The organism is Lentzea sp. NPDC055074 (genome assembly GCF_053608005.1).
In genome coordinates, this window is the sequence record NZ_JBSGUQ010000023.1 from 74,917 (window position 1) to 91,401 (window position 16,485).

Genomic DNA, 16,485 nt, shown 5'->3' on the forward strand with positions numbered 1-16,485 from the left:
CGTGAGAGCAACCGCTGTCCTGCTCGTGGCCGCGGCGCTGCTGGGCGCCTCGGCCACTCCGGTGGCCCTGGCCACCGCCGACCAGGGCGAGATCCTCGGCCTCGCGCAGCGCTACCTGGCCGCCAGGGCGCAGAAGGTCACCACCGGCCCGCAGACGCCGGGCTTCGGCGTGCCGGTGACGGAGGCGCTGGCCGGGAAGCTGGCCGCGCACGAGGCGAAGCTCGCCGAGGCCACGGCGTCGGCCCGCACCCGGTACCGGGCGGCGGTGGTCGAGGCCCGAGCCGTGCGGTTCCACGCCGACCAGACGGGCCGGACCGTCGTGGCCCGCGTGGACGAGCACACCGAGCTGTACTTCGCCGAGCCGGGCCCGGTCCCGTTCACCGCGTACGGCCTGTCCCACCTGCTCACCTTCAGCCGCACGGCCGAGGGCTGGGTGCTCGCCGACGTCGCGCTGGGCCACTACAAGCACTGCGCGCTGCTGCCGGAGACGCAGCGCCCGTCAGAGTGCTGAGACGATCCGCGCCCGCAGCTTCGAGTCCCCCGCGGCCTGCTCGTACAGCAGGTCCCGCAGCACCTCGGCGGGCAAGGCTCTCAACATGTCCTTGAGCTCGACGTCCTCGGCGTCCGGCGGCGGCACCGTCTCGCCCCGGTCGAGCAGCACCAGCCCGACGGCCACGCAGTGCTTGCAGAAGAACCCCTCGGACCCGTGCGGACAGCTGCACGCCCCCACCAGATGCGTCCCCGACCACGACAGTTCCACCACGTAGGCGTCCTCGTCACCGCCCCGCACCCGCGCCGCCACGTGCCTGCTGTGCACCCGAAGGGACAGCACGGCCTCGCGGTAGGTCAGACCGCGCCAGTACGACTTGGTACCCGCGCGGTGCAACAGCAGCTCGGTGGTGAGGGTCGTCGACACGGGGGTCATCCAACCGGGTGACCACAGAAAGGATCAACATGATCGCGATCGGCCCGCTCCGGCCCGCCGACCGAACCAGGTGGCAGGAGCTCTTCGAGGGCTACAACACCTTCTACGAACGCACGCTGCCAGCGGAAACCTACGACGAGAAGTGGGAGGCGTTCCAAGAGGGCAAAAGCATCCACGCCCTATGCGCCCGCACGGACGGCGACATCGCCGGCATCGTGCACTTCTTCAAGCACCCCAGCACGTCCGGCCCGGACGTCTGCTACCTGCAGGACCTCTTCACCGCCCCCGAGGCGCGCGGCCGAGGCGTGGGCCGCGCGCTCATCGAGGCGGTGGCGGAATGGGCGAGGCACCAGGCCTGCTGCCGCGTCTACTGGCACACCAGCGAGGGGAACGAGACAGCTCGCCGGCTCTACGACCAGGTCGCGGAGAAGACGCAGTTCGTCCACTACCGCATGGTGCTCTAACGGGCCGTCGCCTCCAGGTCCAGCAACGTCACGGCCGCGCGGAAGTACTTGTTGGTGCCCAGGTCCCGCACGGTCTTGATGTTGAACGCGGCCTTCAGCTTCTCCGCGTCGCCGGGGCTGACGCCCTGCAGCGCGTCGACGGGGGCGTCCAGGATCTCGGTGAGCGGCTTGTCCTCGTACGCCTTGTCGAGGAGCGAGTCGAGGTTCACGGTGATGGCCATGATCTTCATACCTCCGGGAAGTGGGGCGATCACGGAGGAGTCTGGGGTCAGTTCGCGGATCCCGCAGGGCGAGTCAGCGCTTCCGCTTGACCGCCACCACGATCACCGCCGCCACCGCGATCACCCCGGCCGCCCCCAGAGCCAGGTCACCCATCGCCACACCGTCCGCCTGAGCCAGCACCAGAGCCAGTCGCATGACCCCAAGCTAGTGGCACGACTCGGAAAGTCGGCCAGTTGATTCGCCCGGTGACGTCCCGAGTCATGCCACTGCCCTGGAGCAACGCCGGACCGGGGATTGTGTGGGACCGTATGAGGTGTGCTGCAAGCCTGTCTGAACGGCTCCCGCACAGCCGAGGAGCACCCGGCCCTGCCGTTGTCCCCCGAACGCCTGGCGGAGGACGCGGCGGACGTCGCCGCGCTCGGCGTCACGTCGGTGCACATCCACCCGAGAGACGTCATCGGCGCGCTCACGCTCGTCGGGCCCGAGGTGGCCACGACGATCGCGACGGTCCGCGCGGCGGTGCCGGGCATCGAGATCAGCGTGTCCACCGACGTGCCCGGCAACCGCGGCACGCTGATCGGCAGCTGGGCACCGCTGGCGGCGGGCCGGCCGGACATCGCCAGCGTGCGCGTGGACCAGCCAGGCTGGCGCGACCTCGCGCAGGCCTTGCACCGGGTCAACATCAGCGTCGAGCTGGTCGTGTCGGCCCCGGCCGCACTCGACGACCTGCCGAAAGGCGTCAGCCGGATCACGGTGACGGCGACGCGCGACACGGCGGAAACCCTGCTCGCCCAAGTGGAACCACTGGGCCTGCCGGTCCTGCTGCACGGCCGCGACGCCGACGCCTGGACCGTCCTCGACTACGCCGCGGTCCTCGAACACCACGTGCGCATGGGTCTCGAGGACACGCTCCAGATGCCGGACGGCCGCCAGGCCAGGAACAACGCGGAACTGATAGCGCTGGCCCGGAAACGGCAGCGAACGCGCGCCCCGAGCTAGAGGTGCGTCACGCAACGTTCGCGGCGTGATCCGCGCTCGACAGGACGCCTCGCGGCAGTCCGACCGCGAACTCCACCGGCAACGTTGCGAGCCACACCACTAGTCGGGGAGCACCACCGCGACGATGCCGGCCAGGTGCGCCAGGCGGGCGACCTCGGCCGCGCGGAACATCGGGCCGCCCGGACGGCCCACGACGAGGACGCGGTCCGGCTTGCCCAGCGGCGTGGCGGCGAGTTCCGTGCCCAGCTCGCGCCAGGTCTCCGGCACCCACTCCTCCTCGCCGTCGAGCACGGTCGCGCGCTCCAGCGGGAACCACGGCACGTCCGCCATCCGGGTCTCCGGGGCGGCCGACGACGCGGTCAGGCGGGTGATGCCGGTGCCGTTCGGGCCGACCACGATGGCCCAGCCGGCGCGGATGATCTTCGGGACGCCCTCGGTGAAGATCTCGAGGCCCTTCTTGGGCTCCTCGGCGATCTCCTCGACCAGCTCCAGCTCGCGGTGCGTGTCGAGGATGCCCGCGTACGGGCGGACCGCGTCGACCTCGACGCCCTCGATCGACTCGGCGGCGGTGATCAGCGTGTCCGGCAGGCGGCCGGAGGGGAGCTCGACCACGAGGTCGTCGATGGCGAGGCCGGAACCGCGCTCCACCACGTCCACGGAGAGTATGTCGGCCCCGATCTCGCCCAATGCCGAAGCGACCGCGCCGAGGGTGCCGGGACGGTCCGGGAGCTGGACCCGGATCAGGAACGACAAGGTGAACGCCTCCATAGCTCGTGCGAGAGACCCCGCGTCTCGCGCCGTTGCCGGTCGGTGATTCTCGCAGACGCATCGTCAACGCATGACCTGCTGTCCGCGTTGCGAACCGGTTAAGTTGACGTGCCGGTCAACCATAGAGGCGGTAACCCGTTCGAAGGCGCGCCTGACCAGCCCATAGACTCACGGGGTTCCCGATTCGTAATCCCGACCCTACGGGGGTTGACAGGAGTGCCCAGCATCTCCCGCGACGAGGTCGCGCACCTGGCGAAGCTCGCCAGGCTGGCTGTTACCGAGGACGAGCTCGACTTGTTCGCCGGCCAGCTCGACGTGATCCTCCAGTCGGTGGCCTCGGTTGGCGACATCGCCACGGCCGACATCCCGCCGACGTCGCACGCCGTTCCGCTGACCAACGTCTTCCGCGAGGACGTGGTCCGTCCGAGCCTCGGTCAGCAGCAGGCGCTCTCCGGCGCTCCTGAGGCCGAGGACGGCCGGTTCCGCGTGCCCCGCATCCTGGGTGAGGAAGCATGACCAACGACCTGATCCACGCCACCGCGGCGGAGCTCGCCGCGAAGATCCACAGCGGTGAGGTCTCGTCCGTCGAGGTCACGCAGGCCCACCTGGACCGCATCGCCGAGACCGACGGGAAGGTCCACGCCTTCCTGCACGTCGACACCGAGGGCGCGCTCGCGCAGGCCCGCCGCGTCGACGAGGCCGTCAAGGCAGGTGAGCAGGTCTCGCCGCTCGCCGGTGTGCCGTTGGCGCTCAAGGACGTCATGACGACCGAGGGCGTGCCGACCACGGTCGGTTCCAAGATCCTCGAAGGCTGGATCCCGCCGTACGACGCCACGGTGACGCGCAAGCTCAAGGAAGCCGGCGTCGTCATCCTCGGCAAGACGAACATGGACGAGTTCGCCATGGGCTCGTCGACCGAGAACTCGGCGTACGGCCCCACGCACAACCCGTGGGACCTCGACCGCATCCCCGGCGGCTCCGGCGGTGGCTCGTCGGCGTCGCTCGCGGCGTTCCAGGCCCCGCTCGCGATCGGCACCGACACCGGTGGCTCGATCCGCCAGCCCGGCGCGGTCACCGGCACCGTCGGCGTGAAGCCGACCTACGGCGGTGTGTCGCGTTACGGCCTCGTGGCGTTCTCGTCGTCGCTGGACCAGGCCGGTCCGTGCGCGCGCACGGTGCTCGACGCCGCGTTGCTGCACGAGGTCATCGCGGGCTACGACCACATGGACTCCACGTCCATCAACGCGCCCGTGCCGCCGGTCGTCGCCGCTGCCCGCGAGGGTCTGTCGGGCGACCTGTCCGGCCTGCGCATCGGTGTCGTCACGCAGTTCAGCGGTGAGGGCTACCAGCAGGGCGTGGCGCGCAGCTTCGAGGCCGCCGTGTCGCAGCTCAAGGAGCTCGGCGCGGAGATCGCGGACGTGTCGTGCCCGAGCTTCGACTACGCGCTCCCGGCGTACTACCTCATCGCGCCGAGCGAGTGCTCGTCGAACCTCGCCCGGTTCGACGCCATGCGCTACGGCCTGCGCGTCGGCGACGACGGCACGCGCAGCACCGAGGAGGTCATGTCGCTGACCCGCGAGGCCGGTTTCGGCCCGGAGGTCAAGCGCCGCATCATGATCGGCACGTACGCGCTGTCGTCCGGTTACTACGACGCGTACTACGGCTCGGCCCAGAAGGTCCGCACGCTCATCACGCAGGACTTCGCGAAGGCGTTCGAGAACTTCGACGTGCTCATCTCCCCGACCACGCCGACCACGGCGTTCAAGATCGGCGAGCGCGCGAACGACCCGATGGCCATGTACAAGGCCGACCTCTGCACCATCCCCGCGAACCTCGCGGGCACCCCCGCCATGAGCGTTCCGAGCGGTCTGTCCGATGAGGACGGAATGCCGGTCGGCCTGCAGATCATGGCTCCGGCGCTGCAGGACCACCGCATGTACCGGGTGGCCGCAGCCTACGAGGCCGCGCGCGGCGCGTTCGGAGGTCCGTCGCTGTGAACATCAAGAAGGCAAGGGGCCTGCTGGGCCTGGCCGGCGCCGTCGCGGGTGCGGTGGGAGCGTTCTCCGGCTTCCGCAACGCCCGTGCGAAGAACGACAAGCTGATGCTGGCGAACGCGATCGCCAGCATCGCGGTCGCGGTCACCGGTGCTGCGCTGGCCGCTCGCGCCCTGCGGAAGGACGAGTTGGCATGACCGCTCTGGTGGAGCTGATGGACTACGACGAGGTCATCGAGAAGTACGACCCGGTCCTGGGCCTGGAAGTGCACGTCGAGCTGCACACCAACACGAAGATGTTCTGCGGCTGCGCCAACGTCTTCGGCGGCGAGCCGAACACCAACACCTGCCCGATCTGCCTGGGTCTGCCGGGCTCGCTGCCGGTGGTGAACGGCAAGGCCGTCGAGTCGGCGATGCGCATCGGCCTCGCGCTGAACTGCGAGATCGCCGAGTGGTGCCGGTTCGCGCGGAAGAACTACTTCTACCCGGACATGCCGAAGAACTTCCAGACGTCGCAGTACGACGAGCCGATCGCCTTCAACGGCTGGCTCGACGTGACGCTGGACGACGGCGAGGTCATCCGCGTCGAGATCGAGCGCGCGCACATGGAGGAGGACACCGGCAAGTCGCTGCACGTCGGTGGCGCCACCGGTCGCATCCACGGTGCCGAGCACTCGCTGCTCGACTACAACCGCGCCGGCGTGCCGCTGATCGAGATCGTCACGAAGATGATCCCGGGCACCGGCCGTCGCGCCCCCGAGGTCGCCCGTGCGTACGTCACGGCGCTGAGGGACCTCCTCAAGGCGCTCGACGTGTCCGACGTCCGCATGGACCAGGGCTCGCTGCGCTGCGACGCGAACGTGTCGCTCAGCCCGAAGACCACCGGCGCCCTGGGCACCCGCACCGAGACCAAGAACGTCAACTCGCTGCGCAGCGTCGAACGCGCTGTCCGCTTCGAGATGACGCGTCAGGCCGCGGTGCTCGAGTCGGGCGGCGAGGTGACCCAGGAGACCCGTCACTTCGACGAGTCGTCGGGCAGCACGTCGCCGGGCCGCAAGAAGGAGACGGCGGAGGACTACCGCTACTTCCCGGAGCCCGACCTGGTCCCGATCGCGCCGTCGCGCGAGTGGGTCGAGGAGCTCCGCGGCACCCTGCCGGAGCTCCCCTGGGAGCGCCGCGCGCGCATCCAGAAGGACTGGAACCTCACCGACGAGGTCCTGCGCGACCTGGTCAACGCGGGCGCCCTGGACGTCATCATCGCGACCGTCGAGGCGGGCGCGAAGCCGGACGAGGCCCGCTCCTGGTGGGTGTCGTACCTCGCGCAGCAGGCCAACTCGAAGGGCATCGAGCTCACCGACCTCGCCATCACCCCGGCCCAGGTCGCGAAGGTGATCGAGCTGGTGAACGCGGGCACGCTGACGAACAAGCTCGCCCGCGAGGTCGTCAACGGCGTCCTGGAGGGCGAAGGCTCCCCGGAGGACGTCATCGAGAAGCGCGGCCTCAAGGTCGTCTCGGACGACTCGGCGCTGGAGAAGGCCGTCGACGAGGCCCTCGCGGCCCAGCCCGACGTCGCGCAGAAGATCCGCGACGGCAAGGTCCAGGCGGCCGGTGCCATCGTCGGCGCGGTCATGAAGGCCACCAAGGGCCAGGCCGACGCCGCACGGGTGCGCGAGATCGTGATCGCCCGCTGCAGCTGACGGCCGCCGTGCACGAACGCCGCTAGCAGATACACATTCGCCATAAAAATCACAAAGGGTCACCTGTTCGTGCAGGTGGCCCTTTGTGATCTTAGGCCGACTGAGTGGCTGTTAGCTAAATGAGACGTATGTGTGTAGCCGTGTGTGCGAGTCTCTCGTTGCAACTCATCTGGGGGGATGAGAAGTAATAGTCCAAACGAGGGGGGAAACCTCATGAGCGGCCAGCAAGAAGGTTTGTTCACAAACATCGCCGACAAGTTCAAGGACCTGTTGGACGGGGACGACCGCAAGGACAAGACCCCGGAGCCGGAGGACCCGCCGCTCGAGACGCAGTGCTGCGGCAAGCCTCCCGGCCAGCCGCTGCTCGGCTCGTTCGAGCACGAGGCCGGCTGCCCGAACCACCCGGACAGCCTCGCCACCACGGAAAAGGTCGGCTAGGTCACCCTCCGCGTTGTCCGTCGAGCAGGCTGCGCCTGGTTGGCGGACAGCGCCGTCCGGGGGCGTGTGGTGTGATGATCACATGCCCGCTCGTGCCCTGGACAGAGCGCGCGAGTTGTACCTGAGCGGATTCGCTGAGCAGGAGAACTACCGCGTCCCCGCAGCCATCCGATTGTTCAACCGTGCTCTCGTGCACGCCGACCGCGCCCCCGACAGTCCTGAACGGACAGAGCTGCGGGTGCGGGTTCTGTACAACCTGGCACGCAGTCTCGGCGAGACCAGCGGTATGGCGGTCGCCCTCGAGACGTTCGGCGCGGCACGCCGTGAAACCGATCTCCTGACAGAACCCAAGCTGCGATTGTTGCTGAACGGGTGCATCGACCACAGTCAGGGAATGATCGTCATGCGGCTCGGGCAACCCGAGCAGGCGGTCCAGTGGTTCGGTCCCATGATCTCTTTCGTCGAGGCCGAGATGGCGGAGGCGCCGGACCAGGTCGACGCGGACCTCGTGTGGCGGCTCGCTTCCTCGTTGATCGCTCGCGGGTTCGCCAACGCGGCGGTCCGCAAGCGCGAGCCGGCCATCGCGGATCTGGAACGGGCGCGCGCTCTCTCGCGTGAGTACGGCCTGGACGCGCTCTACCCGTACGCCCTCGCCGCTCTCGGCAACGCCCACAAGCAGAGCGGCGACGTGGCCGAGGCGTTGCGGCACTACGAAGAGGCCGCCCGCATCTACCGTGCGAACGAGCAGCTGTCGGTGCTCACCGGAGTGCAGCTCGACCAGGCCGAAGCGATGCTGATGGTCGGACTGTCCGATGAGGCCGGTAGGCAGCTGGACGAGGCGCTGCCGATCATGCGCAAGGAGAAGCTCCAGCAGGACGTCGCCGAGGTCGAGATGTTCCGCGCGTCCGCCGCGTTGCTCGACGAGCAGTTCGACCTGGCGCGCCGCATGGCGAAGCGCTCGCAGCGCAAGCTCGAGAAGCGCGGCAGCAACTGGTGGATGATGGCCGCGTTGATCGAGCTGTGGGCCCACGCGCTCCAGGTGAAGCGGGTGACCAACGCTCTCGTCGTCAAAGCTTTGGCGCTCTCGGACCAGTTGGCCGCCAACCACCTCGTCGACGAGGCAAGGCTGGCGAAGCTCCTCGCGGCCCGGCTGGAGGTGCGCAGGCGCCGTCTGGCCGAGGGCGAGGAACTGCTGCGTCAGCTTCCTGGTCCCCGTGCCGTGACCCCGATCGACCACCGCATGCAACGCAGGCTGGTGCTCGCGGAACTGGCTCTGGCCAACGGGAACCGCCGGTCCGCGCTCCTGCACGCCCGCAAGGGCCTGGAGGAGCTGGGGCAGGTTCGCGACCAGCTCGGCGGCCTCGAACTGGTGTCGGCGACGGCTGTCCACGGCCGTGAACTGGGTGAGCTCGCGATCCGGCTGGTGCAGGAGAGCAATGACGCGCGGCAGTTGTTCGTCTGGCTGGAACGAACGCGCGCGCAGACCTACCGCTACGAACCGCTCGAACACGTCGAGAACCCCGAGCTGGCTGAACGGATCGTGGAGGTCCGAGGGCTCGGGCGCGACCTGATGCGGGCCGGTCTCGACGGGCGGCCGACCGGAGAGTTGCGCAGCAAGCTGGCCAGGGCGCAGCGCGAGGCCAACAGGCTCGGCTGGCACGCGCAGCGGTGGGGCAGGCCGCGCCCCATGGCCGGGCTCGGCGAGGTCATCGCGGAACTGGGCGACCGCGCCATGGTGAGCTTCGTCGTGTCGGGCGGGGGGATGGTCGCCGTCGTCATCGCGGGCGGCCAGGTCCGGATGGTGCGGCTGGGTGCCGCCAAGGAGGCGTTGGAGAGCGCGCAGAAGCTGCACTTCGACCTCAACGCGCTGGCGCCGGACTACCTGCCGCAGCCGCTGGCGCAGGTGATCGGGGCCTCCGCGCGCAGGCAGGCCGACGTGCTCGACGCCATGCTGATCAAGCCGTTGGTCCACCTCATCGGCGAGCGCGAGCTGGTCGTGGTGCCGACGGGCACGCTGTACGCGGTGCCGTGGGGTGTGATCCCGAGTCTGCACGGCAGGCCCGTCGTCACGGCGCCGAGTGCCACGGCCTGGTTGGCGGCGGCGCAGTCCGAGAGGCCCCGGACCGACAAGGTCGTGCTGGTGCGGGGGCCCAGCCTGCAGTTCGGGAACGGGGAGCTGGACCGGCTGGTGGCGCACCACGAGAAGGCGACGGTGCTGTCGGGGGACGACGCGACGGCGGCGGAGGTGCTCGCGCATCTCGACGGCGCGGATCTCGTGCACGTCGCGGCTCATGGTGAGCACGAGAACGAGAACGCGCTGTTCTCGCGGCTCGAACTGGTCGACGGGCCGTTGTTCGCGCACGAGCTCGGCAGGCTGCGGACGCCGCCGGCGCACGTGGTGCTGGCGGTCTGCTCGCTGGCGTTGAACCGGATCAGGCCTGGTGACGAGGCGTTGGGGTTCGCCGGGGCGATGCTGGCCGGAGGGACGCGGACGGTGGTCGCCGCGGCCAGCAAGGTCGGGGACGAGGTCAGCGCGGCGGCGATGGCGGACTACCACCGGGCGTTGGTGGCCGGGGCCGCGCCCGCGGTGGCGCTGGCCGAGGCGATGGCCAAGGACCCGTTCCGCCGGCCGTTCCTCTGTCTGGGGTCGGGCTAGGCCGTTCGAGTGGTTGTACGTCGTTCAGTGAAATGAACGCGCTGGTCAGCGGTGATTTGTGCCCCATTTAAGACGTGCGGTTGGTGAACTTTTCTCGCCGATCATCGACGGTCTGTGCCACCCTCGACGGCACGAGGTCTTGACCGAGGGGATGCAACGGCCCGCCTATCGGCTCTAGTCGATGGCGGGCCGTTGTGCGAGAAAAGTCCGTATGCGCAGAACTCTGCTCGCTGTTCTCCTTGCGGCCGCCGCGGTGGTAGCGGCGCCGGCCAACGGAACGGCGCAACCGTCGAGTCCAGACCGAGAGCCTGGCAACGGGCCCGAGCGCAACGAAGTCGCCACCCTGGACACCGCTTTCCAGGCGCTGTCCGTCGTGGCTCAGGGGGAGAACCAGGCCGACAGACACCAGGGTTATCCGCGCCGGACGACGCTGCGGACCTACCCGGAGAACACGGCCGACAAGTCCATCAAGCTCGGCCTCGCGCCGTACCACTCGCTCGCGCCGAAGCTGAACGCGTTGCAGCAGAAGAGCAACAGGATCTCCGTCGAGGTCGTCGGCCAGTCGGGACTCGGCCGCGACCTGTACCTCGTGACGCTGACCGCGCCCGAGAGCGCGGCGGAGACCAGGATCCAGGAACGGTTCCGCGCTACCGTCGAAGAGGGACGCACCGTCCCGGCGGGGCTCTACAAGGCACCGATCTGGATCAACAACAACATCCACGGCGACGAGTGGGAGGGAACCGACGGCGCGTTGCGCGTCATCGAGCACCTCGCCACGAGCAACGACGCCGAGACCCGGAAACTGTTGCAGCGCAGCAGGGTCTACTTCAACCTCACGGCGAACCCGGACGGCCGCGTGGCCGGCACGCGGGCGAACAGCGCGGGCTTCGACCTCAACCGCGACTTCGTCACGAGCTCCCAGCCCGAGAACCGGGCCATGCAGGACATCGTCGAGCGCACCCAGCCGTTGATGATGCTGGACGAGCACGGTTACGTGACGAACACGCTGATCGAGCCGACCACGCCTCCGCACGGCCAGAACTACGACTTCGACCTGTACATCAAGCACGGCTACGCGCACGGCCTGCAGATGGAGAAGGCCGTGCAGGCTCTCGGCCATCCCGAGACGGCGAAGCCGGAGATCCCGTTCCGCGACTACCCCGTCGGCGAGTGGGACGGCTGGGCGCCGATCTACACCGCGCAGTACTCGATGTACCACGGTGCCGTCTCGTACACGATCGAGATCCCGATGCGGGTCAACCGGTCCGACTACGACGCCCTGCCGGCGACGGAGCTGCAGCGGCGCTCGAAGATCAACACGGACGTCGTCGAGGCCACCATCAAGTCCACGCTCGACTACGTGGACGACAACAGGCGCGACCTGATCGCGAACCAGACGGAGATGTTCCGCCGGGGCGCGGCGGGCGAGAAGCAGAGGCAGATCCCGGACGGCTTCGTGCCGGGCTTCGGCCCGGAGGACCGCTTCAGCACGGAGTTCCCGCGCGCCTACGTGCTCACGAACGAACGGTCCGCGCCCGCCACCGCGCGACTGGTCGACCAGCTCGTCCGGCACGACGTCCGGGTCGAACGCGCCGAGAAGCCGTTCACGCTGGGCGGCAAGCGTTATCCGGCCGGGTCGTACGTCGTGGACATGCACCAGCCCAAGCGCGGCCTCGCGAACGTGATGCTGGAGCAGGGCAGCGACATCTCCGACAAGGCGCCGGTCATGTACGACATCTCCGGCTGGAGCCACCGCCTGCTCTGGGGCGCGTCGGTCGACATCCACAAGAGCGGCCAGTTCCGCTTCGACGGCAAGCCCGTCGTGGCCGCCGCGCCGACCGGTGACGTCGACGCCGCACCCGGCGCCGACCTCGCGCTCGCGCTGACCGACCAGAAGGACGTCAGCGCGGTCAACGACCTGCTCGGCCGCGGCCTCGACCTGCGCCGTCAGGACGACGGCACGATCGTCGTCCCCGCGAGGGAGAGGGCTGCCGCGAAGGAGGTCGCCGACCGCTACGGCGTGCGCTTCACCTTCGCGAAACCAGGTGGCCAGGCGTTGCAGCGCAAGACGATCGCGGCCGCGGTCTCAGCGGACGAGCTGCAGGTGCTGCGCGAGTCCGGGTTCGACGTCCGCACGATCTCCACGGCCGTGCTGAACGCGGGCTTCGACTGGTCGCGGATCGACGCGCTGTACGTGGGCGCGGGCCTGAGCTACACCCAGCTCAACGCCACCGCGAAGGCCGTGCTGGACAAGTTCCTCGAACGCGGCGGTGTGGTCACGCGCGGTGCGACCGGCAGCAGGTTCAACACCGACGCCAAGCTCCTGCCGGCCACCCCGGTCGCCGGCTGGGAGGACGCCAACGGCGTGGTGAACGTCGTCAACGGCACCGGCCCGGTCGGCACGGGCGCGCTGACCCACTCGTTCGTCTACGCCCCGCAGTGGTTCACGAACCTCGGCGCCGGCGTGACGGTCGAACAGCGCTACGGCAGCACGGTCATCGCCGCGGGCCACTGGCACGCACGCGACAACGGCACGGGCGGTCAGGACGCGGCAGCGGGCCAGGCGGCGGTCGTGTCGGGCACGGCGGCGAACGGCGCGAAGGTGGTGTTGTTCGGCACCGAGCCGATGTTCCGCAACCACCCGAAGGGCCTGTACGCGCAGGTCGCGCGCGCTCTCTTCTGGAGCGGCACGCGGTAGACATGGCTAGGGGCGGGGAGGCCCCGACAGCCTCCCCGCCCCTCTTGCACGTACCCCGCACTCAGGTTGCCCAGGACCCCGACATCTGAAACCTCAGACCTCACCGGCCCCCGGCGGCAGGAAGCCGTGCGCCGACAGATCGAACCAGTTGCCCTCGGGATCGATGGCCCGGTACTCGGCGAACGGCCGATCCCCGCCCCTGAGCGCGGGCCTCGGTTCCAACGTTTCCAGAAAGGGCGCGACGTCCTCGACCTGGAATCCGAAGTGGTTGAACCCCGCGGGCACGTCCCCGTCCAGCCGCTGCTGGATCAACGCCAGGTTCACGTACCCGTCGGTGACGAAGTGGCTGCCGTCGGGATCGGTGTGGAACAACGACATCCCGAACCGCGACGTGTAGAAGTCGGCCATCTCCTTCGCGTCCCGCACGACGAACGCGATGTGCCGCAACCTGGGCCTGCTCATGACTTTCCCTTCGGGATCATGTTGTGGAACGCGGCGATCTCCCAGCCCTCGGAACGCCGCACGACGACGGCCTGCGCGTGGGTGGTGATGCCCGCCGGGGCGATGGACGAGGTGACGTGCACGACCGACACGTCGTCGGTCAGCGGCCTGATCAGGCTGATCTCGGCGGTGAGCTTGGTGTCGCTGTACGGCCCGGCGAAGAGCTGCCCGTGGCCCAGTGCCACCGCCCGACGCCCGAACAGCTCCTCACCGCGCACGGTCACGAAGTCGACGTCCTCGGCGAAGACGGAGGCGAACGCGGTGCCGTCCCCGACAGCCCAGCCCTGCTCCATGCGTTGCCACAGCGCGTAGATCTGTTCGGTCATGAGTGGTTCATCCTCAACGGCAGGCGCAGGCACTCGGCGTCCCATGCGGCAAGCGAGTAGTAGAGGCCGCCATGGCGGCGTTCGAGGTAGCAGACGACGTTCACAGGCCATCCGCTGTTGCGGAACATGTGCTCGTCCATCGGCGTCGGGCTGTCGCTCAACGGCCGGTTCCGCTCGCACTCGGGGCCCAGCCGGTGCCAGTCCGGGTGCAGGTGGATCGAGCCGAGCACGTCGAGGTCCCGCGAGTCCGCCGCCCGCGTGATCGTCAGCAGGTCGGCGGGATCGAGCCACCACGCCCGCACCGGGTTCTCGTACGCCGTGCCGAACCAGGGCACGATCGTCGCCGCGAACTCCTCCCGCGCCGACGGGTCCGTCAGCCGCGCGTTGCGGCCGAACGCCACCTCGGACACCACGGCCTCGGTGCCGGCGGACCGGCCGAGCAGCACCGCGAAACACGGTCTCGGCTCGTCCTCGGTGATGAACGAGTATTCGGCGGACGCGGCCTCCAGAAACGTCTTCACGGCGCGATCCGAAAACAGCACCGCGTCAGTGCGCGCCGGGCGCTCGGCCAATTCCATCACGCGAGCGAACGTATCGACACGATCCGGTCTCGCGCGAGATAGCGAAGGGTGTTGGCCCTATTACATTGAGCGATAACATCGGGCTCATGCGTCTGGAAGTGCGGCATCTCGAACTGGTCGTGGCGATCGCCGACTGCGGCAGCCTGCGCAAGGCCGCCGCCCGGCTGCACCTGACCCAGCCCGCGGTGACGACGCAGCTCAAGCGCATCGAGGACCATCTGGGCGGCACGTTGTTCCTGCGCGCGGCCGACGGTGTGAAGCTCACGCCGACCGGTCAGGACTTCGTGCAGGAAGCCCGGTCGATGCTCACTCAGCTCGTCAATCTGGAACGCGTAACGCGCCGTAACGCGCAATGCGCCAGCGCTCCCACCAGGCTCGCGGGAATCCCCGCATATCACTTCGGACTACTCGCCGCCGCGTTAAAGGACAACGTCACGAGTCGCACCGTCAAGGAGACGGGCACGCTCACCGCGTTGCTCACGACGGGCGAACTCGACATCGCGGTGCTCCGGCAATTCCCCGGTACTCCGCTGACCCTTCCGCCGAACGTCGGCCATCGCCTGCTGACCCGCGAACCGCTGTTCGTCGGCGTGCCCCAGCACCACCCGCACGCACGGCGGCCGGAGATCGCGCTGGACGCCCTGGCGGACGACAAGTGGGTCATGCCCGAGCCCGACGACAGCGGCATGAACGCCCACTTCGCCCGCGAGTGCGCGGCGAGCGGCTTCGAGCAGCGGATCGCGCACTTCAGCAGCGAGGCGCACGTCGCGCTGACGCTGATCAGGGAGTCCGGCGCGGTCTGCCCGCTCTACCCGGTCGGCAGCACCCCGTCCGGCGTCGCGCGCCTGCCGATCACGGGGAACCCGCTGGTGCGCGAGGTCGTGCTGGCCTGGCGCACGGACGCGCCGGTCGCCGGGGAGATCGACGACCTGTGCGAGCAGGTCGCGACCGGGTACCTGAAGCTGGTCGAGGAGAGCGAGGTCTACGCGCGGTGGTGGCGCGACGGAGGAGAGCGGTTCGCCCTCAGTCCTTAGATCCGCCCGCGGGGTCCGGACGCACGATGATGACGACCCGGTCGTCCGACGACACGGGCTGGCCACCGGCCTTGTTGACCGTGCCGACCAGCGACGCCGACTCGTTCAGCATCTCCACCGGCCCGAGCAGGCCGAAGCCGTCCTGCTGCATCATGAGCTCGGGTTTGCCGGTGAAGGCGCCCGCCGCGTTCATCGACAACGACTGCAGGCCGGGCGTCTTGGACGTCGCCAGCGTCAGCTGGTCCGAGTACGACGCGCAGCCCATCACGCCGGGCTTGTCGGGCCAGCTCCACGCGGCCTCGCCGAGCTTGCCCGGCTGGACGCGGTAGACGACGTCGGCGTTCGCGGCCCAGTCCGTCACCCAGACCTTCGAGGTGTCCGCGGAGACGCACAGACCGCCGGGCAGCCGCAGCCCGGACGAGACGACCGCGCTGCCGGCCGTCGGGTTGCCCTGGGCGGGCTGGCCGGAGCCGTCGATGCGCAGCACCTTGCCCGCGAGCGAGTTCGGGTCGGCGGCCAGCGCGGGGTTCCCGGCGTCCCCGGTCGCGACGAGGATCGCGCCCTTGCGGTCGCTCGCCAGCACACCCCGGTTGCCCGACGGGCCCTTCGGGATGCCGGTGAGGATCGGCTTGGGCGTGTCACCGGGGGCGATGCGCAGCACCCGGTTGTCCGTCGCCGTCGTCACGTAGACGTACGCGAGCTGGTCCTCGGCGAACGTCGCCGAGAGCGTCAGGCCCGTCAGGCCGCCGTCGGTCGACGCGTCGGCCTCGATCTGGGCGACCACGACCGGGTCGACGTCCTTGGTGACCTTGAGCAGACGGCCGGTGCGTTCGGTCGCGTACGCCGCGACGCCGCCCTTGGCGTCCGCGCCGATCGGGGCGACGCCCGTGACGGGGTTGAGGCACGTGGCCACGACGGCCGGGTGGTAGTCCTTGCAGCCCTGCGGCGGCGGCACGCTCTGCGGTGCCGGGTTGCGGCCCGGGTCGCCCGGCGTCGGGCGGTACTCGCCCGGCAGCTCGGGCTTCGGGCCTGCCTGCGGGGTCAGCTGTGGTTGCACGCTCCACTGCGTCGGCGCCGGCTCGTCGGGAAAGCTCGCGCAGCCCCCTGCCAGCAGGCAGGCGGCGGTCAGCAACGCAACGGAACGAACCACGACCCCAGGTTAGGCGCGCGACCGTGAACCCGA

The 16,485-nt window shown here is 69.5% G+C and carries 19 protein-coding genes; 11 read left to right on the forward strand and 8 right to left on the reverse strand.

What is annotated here, in order from left to right; translation table 11 throughout:
* Nucleotide 1: 1 nt before the first annotated feature.
* Nucleotides 2-511 (forward strand): hypothetical protein, encoded by a 510-nt coding sequence (locus tag ACWF7A_RS37535; RefSeq protein WP_452255259.1) that lies wholly within the window; start codon nt 2-4, stop codon nt 509-511.
* On the opposite strand, the gene ACWF7A_RS37540 is transcribed toward ACWF7A_RS37535, so the two are convergent.
* Nucleotides 500-916, reverse strand: a complete 417-nt coding sequence (locus ACWF7A_RS37540) for an SWIM zinc finger family protein (RefSeq protein ID WP_452255260.1) — start codon at nt 914-916, stop codon at nt 500-502. The two genes, ACWF7A_RS37535 and ACWF7A_RS37540, sit on opposite strands and share 12 nt — an antisense overlap.
* Before the next feature lie 38 nt (nt 917-954).
* On the opposite strand from ACWF7A_RS37540, the gene ACWF7A_RS37545 reads away from it, so the two are divergent.
* Nucleotides 955-1,389: an N-acetyltransferase family protein gene (locus ACWF7A_RS37545; protein ID WP_452255261.1), complete on the forward strand. Its 435-nt coding sequence runs from the start codon at nt 955-957 to the stop codon at nt 1,387-1,389.
* Here the strand turns inward: ACWF7A_RS37545 and ACWF7A_RS37550 are convergent.
* Nucleotides 1,386-1,610 (reverse strand): hypothetical protein, encoded by a 225-nt coding sequence (locus tag ACWF7A_RS37550; protein ID WP_330273001.1) that lies wholly within the window; start codon nt 1,608-1,610, stop codon nt 1,386-1,388. The genes ACWF7A_RS37545 and ACWF7A_RS37550 overlap by 4 nt on opposite strands.
* A 73-nt stretch (nt 1,611-1,683) precedes the next feature.
* On the reverse strand, nt 1,684-1,806 hold the full coding sequence (locus ACWF7A_RS37555) for a hypothetical protein (protein ID WP_452255262.1): 123 nt from the start codon (nt 1,804-1,806) through the stop codon (nt 1,684-1,686).
* 120 nt (nt 1,807-1,926) lie between these two features.
* Here ACWF7A_RS37555 and ACWF7A_RS37560 point away from each other — a divergent pair, with 120 nt between their 5' ends.
* Nucleotides 1,927-2,610: a 3-keto-5-aminohexanoate cleavage protein gene (locus ACWF7A_RS37560; protein WP_452255263.1), complete on the forward strand. Its 684-nt coding sequence runs from the start codon at nt 1,927-1,929 to the stop codon at nt 2,608-2,610.
* A gap of 99 nt (nt 2,611-2,709) precedes the next feature.
* Here the strand turns inward: ACWF7A_RS37560 and ACWF7A_RS37565 are convergent, their stop codons facing one another.
* On the reverse strand, nt 2,710-3,363 hold the full coding sequence (locus ACWF7A_RS37565) for an ACT domain-containing protein (protein ID WP_452255318.1): 654 nt from the start codon (nt 3,361-3,363) through the stop codon (nt 2,710-2,712).
* A gap of 231 nt (nt 3,364-3,594) precedes the next feature.
* On the opposite strand from ACWF7A_RS37565, the gene gatC reads away from it, so the two are divergent.
* The 7 genes from gatC to ACWF7A_RS37600 all read left to right on the forward strand — a co-directional run bounded on the left by gatC (nt 3,595) and on the right by ACWF7A_RS37600 (nt 12,860).
* Nucleotides 3,595-3,894 carry an Asp-tRNA(Asn)/Glu-tRNA(Gln) amidotransferase subunit GatC gene (gene gatC / locus ACWF7A_RS37570; protein ID WP_030467875.1) on the forward strand — a complete coding sequence of 100 codons (300 nt, stop codon included), beginning with the start codon at nt 3,595-3,597 and terminating at the stop codon, nt 3,892-3,894.
* Complete coding sequence (gene gatA / locus ACWF7A_RS37575; protein ID WP_452255264.1) at nt 3,891-5,375, forward strand: Asp-tRNA(Asn)/Glu-tRNA(Gln) amidotransferase subunit GatA; 1,485 nt, start codon at nt 3,891-3,893, stop codon at nt 5,373-5,375. Before gatC ends, gatA begins: the two co-directional genes overlap by 4 nt.
* A complete protein-coding gene (locus ACWF7A_RS37580) occupies nt 5,372-5,569 on the forward strand; it encodes a hypothetical protein (RefSeq protein ID WP_452255265.1) in 198 nt (65 codons plus the stop codon). The genes gatA and ACWF7A_RS37580 overlap by 4 nt, the downstream gene beginning before the upstream one ends.
* Nucleotides 5,566-7,068 carry an Asp-tRNA(Asn)/Glu-tRNA(Gln) amidotransferase subunit GatB gene (gene gatB / locus ACWF7A_RS37585; protein ID WP_452255266.1) on the forward strand — a complete coding sequence of 501 codons (1,503 nt, stop codon included), beginning with the start codon at nt 5,566-5,568 and terminating at the stop codon, nt 7,066-7,068. Before ACWF7A_RS37580 ends, gatB begins: the two co-directional genes overlap by 4 nt.
* A 234-nt stretch (nt 7,069-7,302) precedes the next feature.
* Complete coding sequence (locus tag ACWF7A_RS37590; RefSeq protein WP_452255267.1) at nt 7,303-7,506, forward strand: hypothetical protein; 204 nt, start codon at nt 7,303-7,305, stop codon at nt 7,504-7,506.
* A gap of 82 nt (nt 7,507-7,588) precedes the next feature.
* On the forward strand, nt 7,589-10,162 hold the full coding sequence (locus ACWF7A_RS37595) for a CHAT domain-containing protein (protein ID WP_452255268.1): 2,574 nt from the start codon (nt 7,589-7,591) through the stop codon (nt 10,160-10,162).
* 211 nt (nt 10,163-10,373) lie between these two features.
* Nucleotides 10,374-12,860: a M14 family zinc carboxypeptidase gene (locus ACWF7A_RS37600; RefSeq protein WP_452255269.1), complete on the forward strand. Its 2,487-nt coding sequence runs from the start codon at nt 10,374-10,376 to the stop codon at nt 12,858-12,860.
* A 93-nt stretch (nt 12,861-12,953) separates the two neighbouring features.
* Here ACWF7A_RS37600 and ACWF7A_RS37605 read toward each other — a convergent pair whose 3' ends face one another.
* The 3 genes from ACWF7A_RS37605 to ACWF7A_RS37615 are packed head-to-tail and all read right to left on the reverse strand — an operon-like array spanning nt 12,954 to nt 14,208.
* On the reverse strand, nt 12,954-13,322 hold the full coding sequence (locus ACWF7A_RS37605; protein WP_452255270.1) for a VOC family protein: 369 nt from the start codon (nt 13,320-13,322) through the stop codon (nt 12,954-12,956).
* Nucleotides 13,319-13,687 (reverse strand): SgcJ/EcaC family oxidoreductase, encoded by a 369-nt coding sequence (locus ACWF7A_RS37610; protein ID WP_452255271.1) that lies wholly within the window; start codon nt 13,685-13,687, stop codon nt 13,319-13,321. Before ACWF7A_RS37610 ends, ACWF7A_RS37605 begins: the two co-directional genes overlap by 4 nt.
* Complete coding sequence (locus tag ACWF7A_RS37615; RefSeq protein WP_452255272.1) at nt 13,684-14,208, reverse strand: hypothetical protein; 525 nt, start codon at nt 14,206-14,208, stop codon at nt 13,684-13,686. The genes ACWF7A_RS37610 and ACWF7A_RS37615 overlap by 4 nt, the downstream gene beginning before the upstream one ends.
* Nucleotides 14,209-14,354: 146 nt before the next feature.
* On the opposite strand from ACWF7A_RS37615, the gene ACWF7A_RS37620 reads away from it, so the two are divergent.
* Nucleotides 14,355-15,302, forward strand: coding sequence for a LysR family transcriptional regulator (locus tag ACWF7A_RS37620; RefSeq protein WP_452255273.1), 948 nt, complete (start codon nt 14,355-14,357; stop codon nt 15,300-15,302).
* Here ACWF7A_RS37620 and ACWF7A_RS37625 read toward each other — a convergent pair.
* Nucleotides 15,292-16,452 (reverse strand): PQQ-dependent sugar dehydrogenase, encoded by a 1,161-nt coding sequence (locus ACWF7A_RS37625; protein WP_452255274.1) that lies wholly within the window; start codon nt 16,450-16,452, stop codon nt 15,292-15,294. The two genes, ACWF7A_RS37620 and ACWF7A_RS37625, sit on opposite strands and share 11 nt — an antisense overlap.
* Nucleotides 16,453-16,485 lie beyond the last annotated feature (33 nt).

Excerpts from the sequence above, each read along its gene's own strand:
- ACWF7A_RS37545 (WP_452255261.1), top strand. The coding sequence starts at position 955 with ATGATCGCGATCGGCCCGCTCCGGCCCGCCGACCGAACCAGGTGGCAG.
- ACWF7A_RS37550 (WP_330273001.1), bottom strand. The coding sequence starts at position 1,610 with ATGGCCATCACCGTGAACCTCGACTCGCTCCTCGACAAGGCGTACGAG.
- ACWF7A_RS37555 (WP_452255262.1), bottom strand. The coding sequence starts at position 1,806 with ATGCGACTGGCTCTGGTGCTGGCTCAGGCGGACGGTGTGGCGATGGGT.
- gatA (WP_452255264.1), top strand. The coding sequence starts at position 3,891 with ATGACCAACGACCTGATCCACGCCACCGCGGCGGAGCTCGCCGCGAAG.
- gatB (WP_452255266.1), top strand. The coding sequence starts at position 5,566 with ATGACCGCTCTGGTGGAGCTGATGGACTACGACGAGGTCATCGAGAAG.
- ACWF7A_RS37595 (WP_452255268.1), top strand. The coding sequence starts at position 7,589 with ATGCCCGCTCGTGCCCTGGACAGAGCGCGCGAGTTGTACCTGAGCGGA.
- ACWF7A_RS37600 (WP_452255269.1), top strand. The coding sequence starts at position 10,374 with ATGCGCAGAACTCTGCTCGCTGTTCTCCTTGCGGCCGCCGCGGTGGTA.
- ACWF7A_RS37605 (WP_452255270.1), bottom strand. The coding sequence starts at position 13,322 with ATGAGCAGGCCCAGGTTGCGGCACATCGCGTTCGTCGTGCGGGACGCG.
- ACWF7A_RS37610 (WP_452255271.1), bottom strand. The coding sequence starts at position 13,687 with ATGACCGAACAGATCTACGCGCTGTGGCAACGCATGGAGCAGGGCTGG.
- ACWF7A_RS37620 (WP_452255273.1), top strand. The coding sequence starts at position 14,355 with ATGCGTCTGGAAGTGCGGCATCTCGAACTGGTCGTGGCGATCGCCGAC.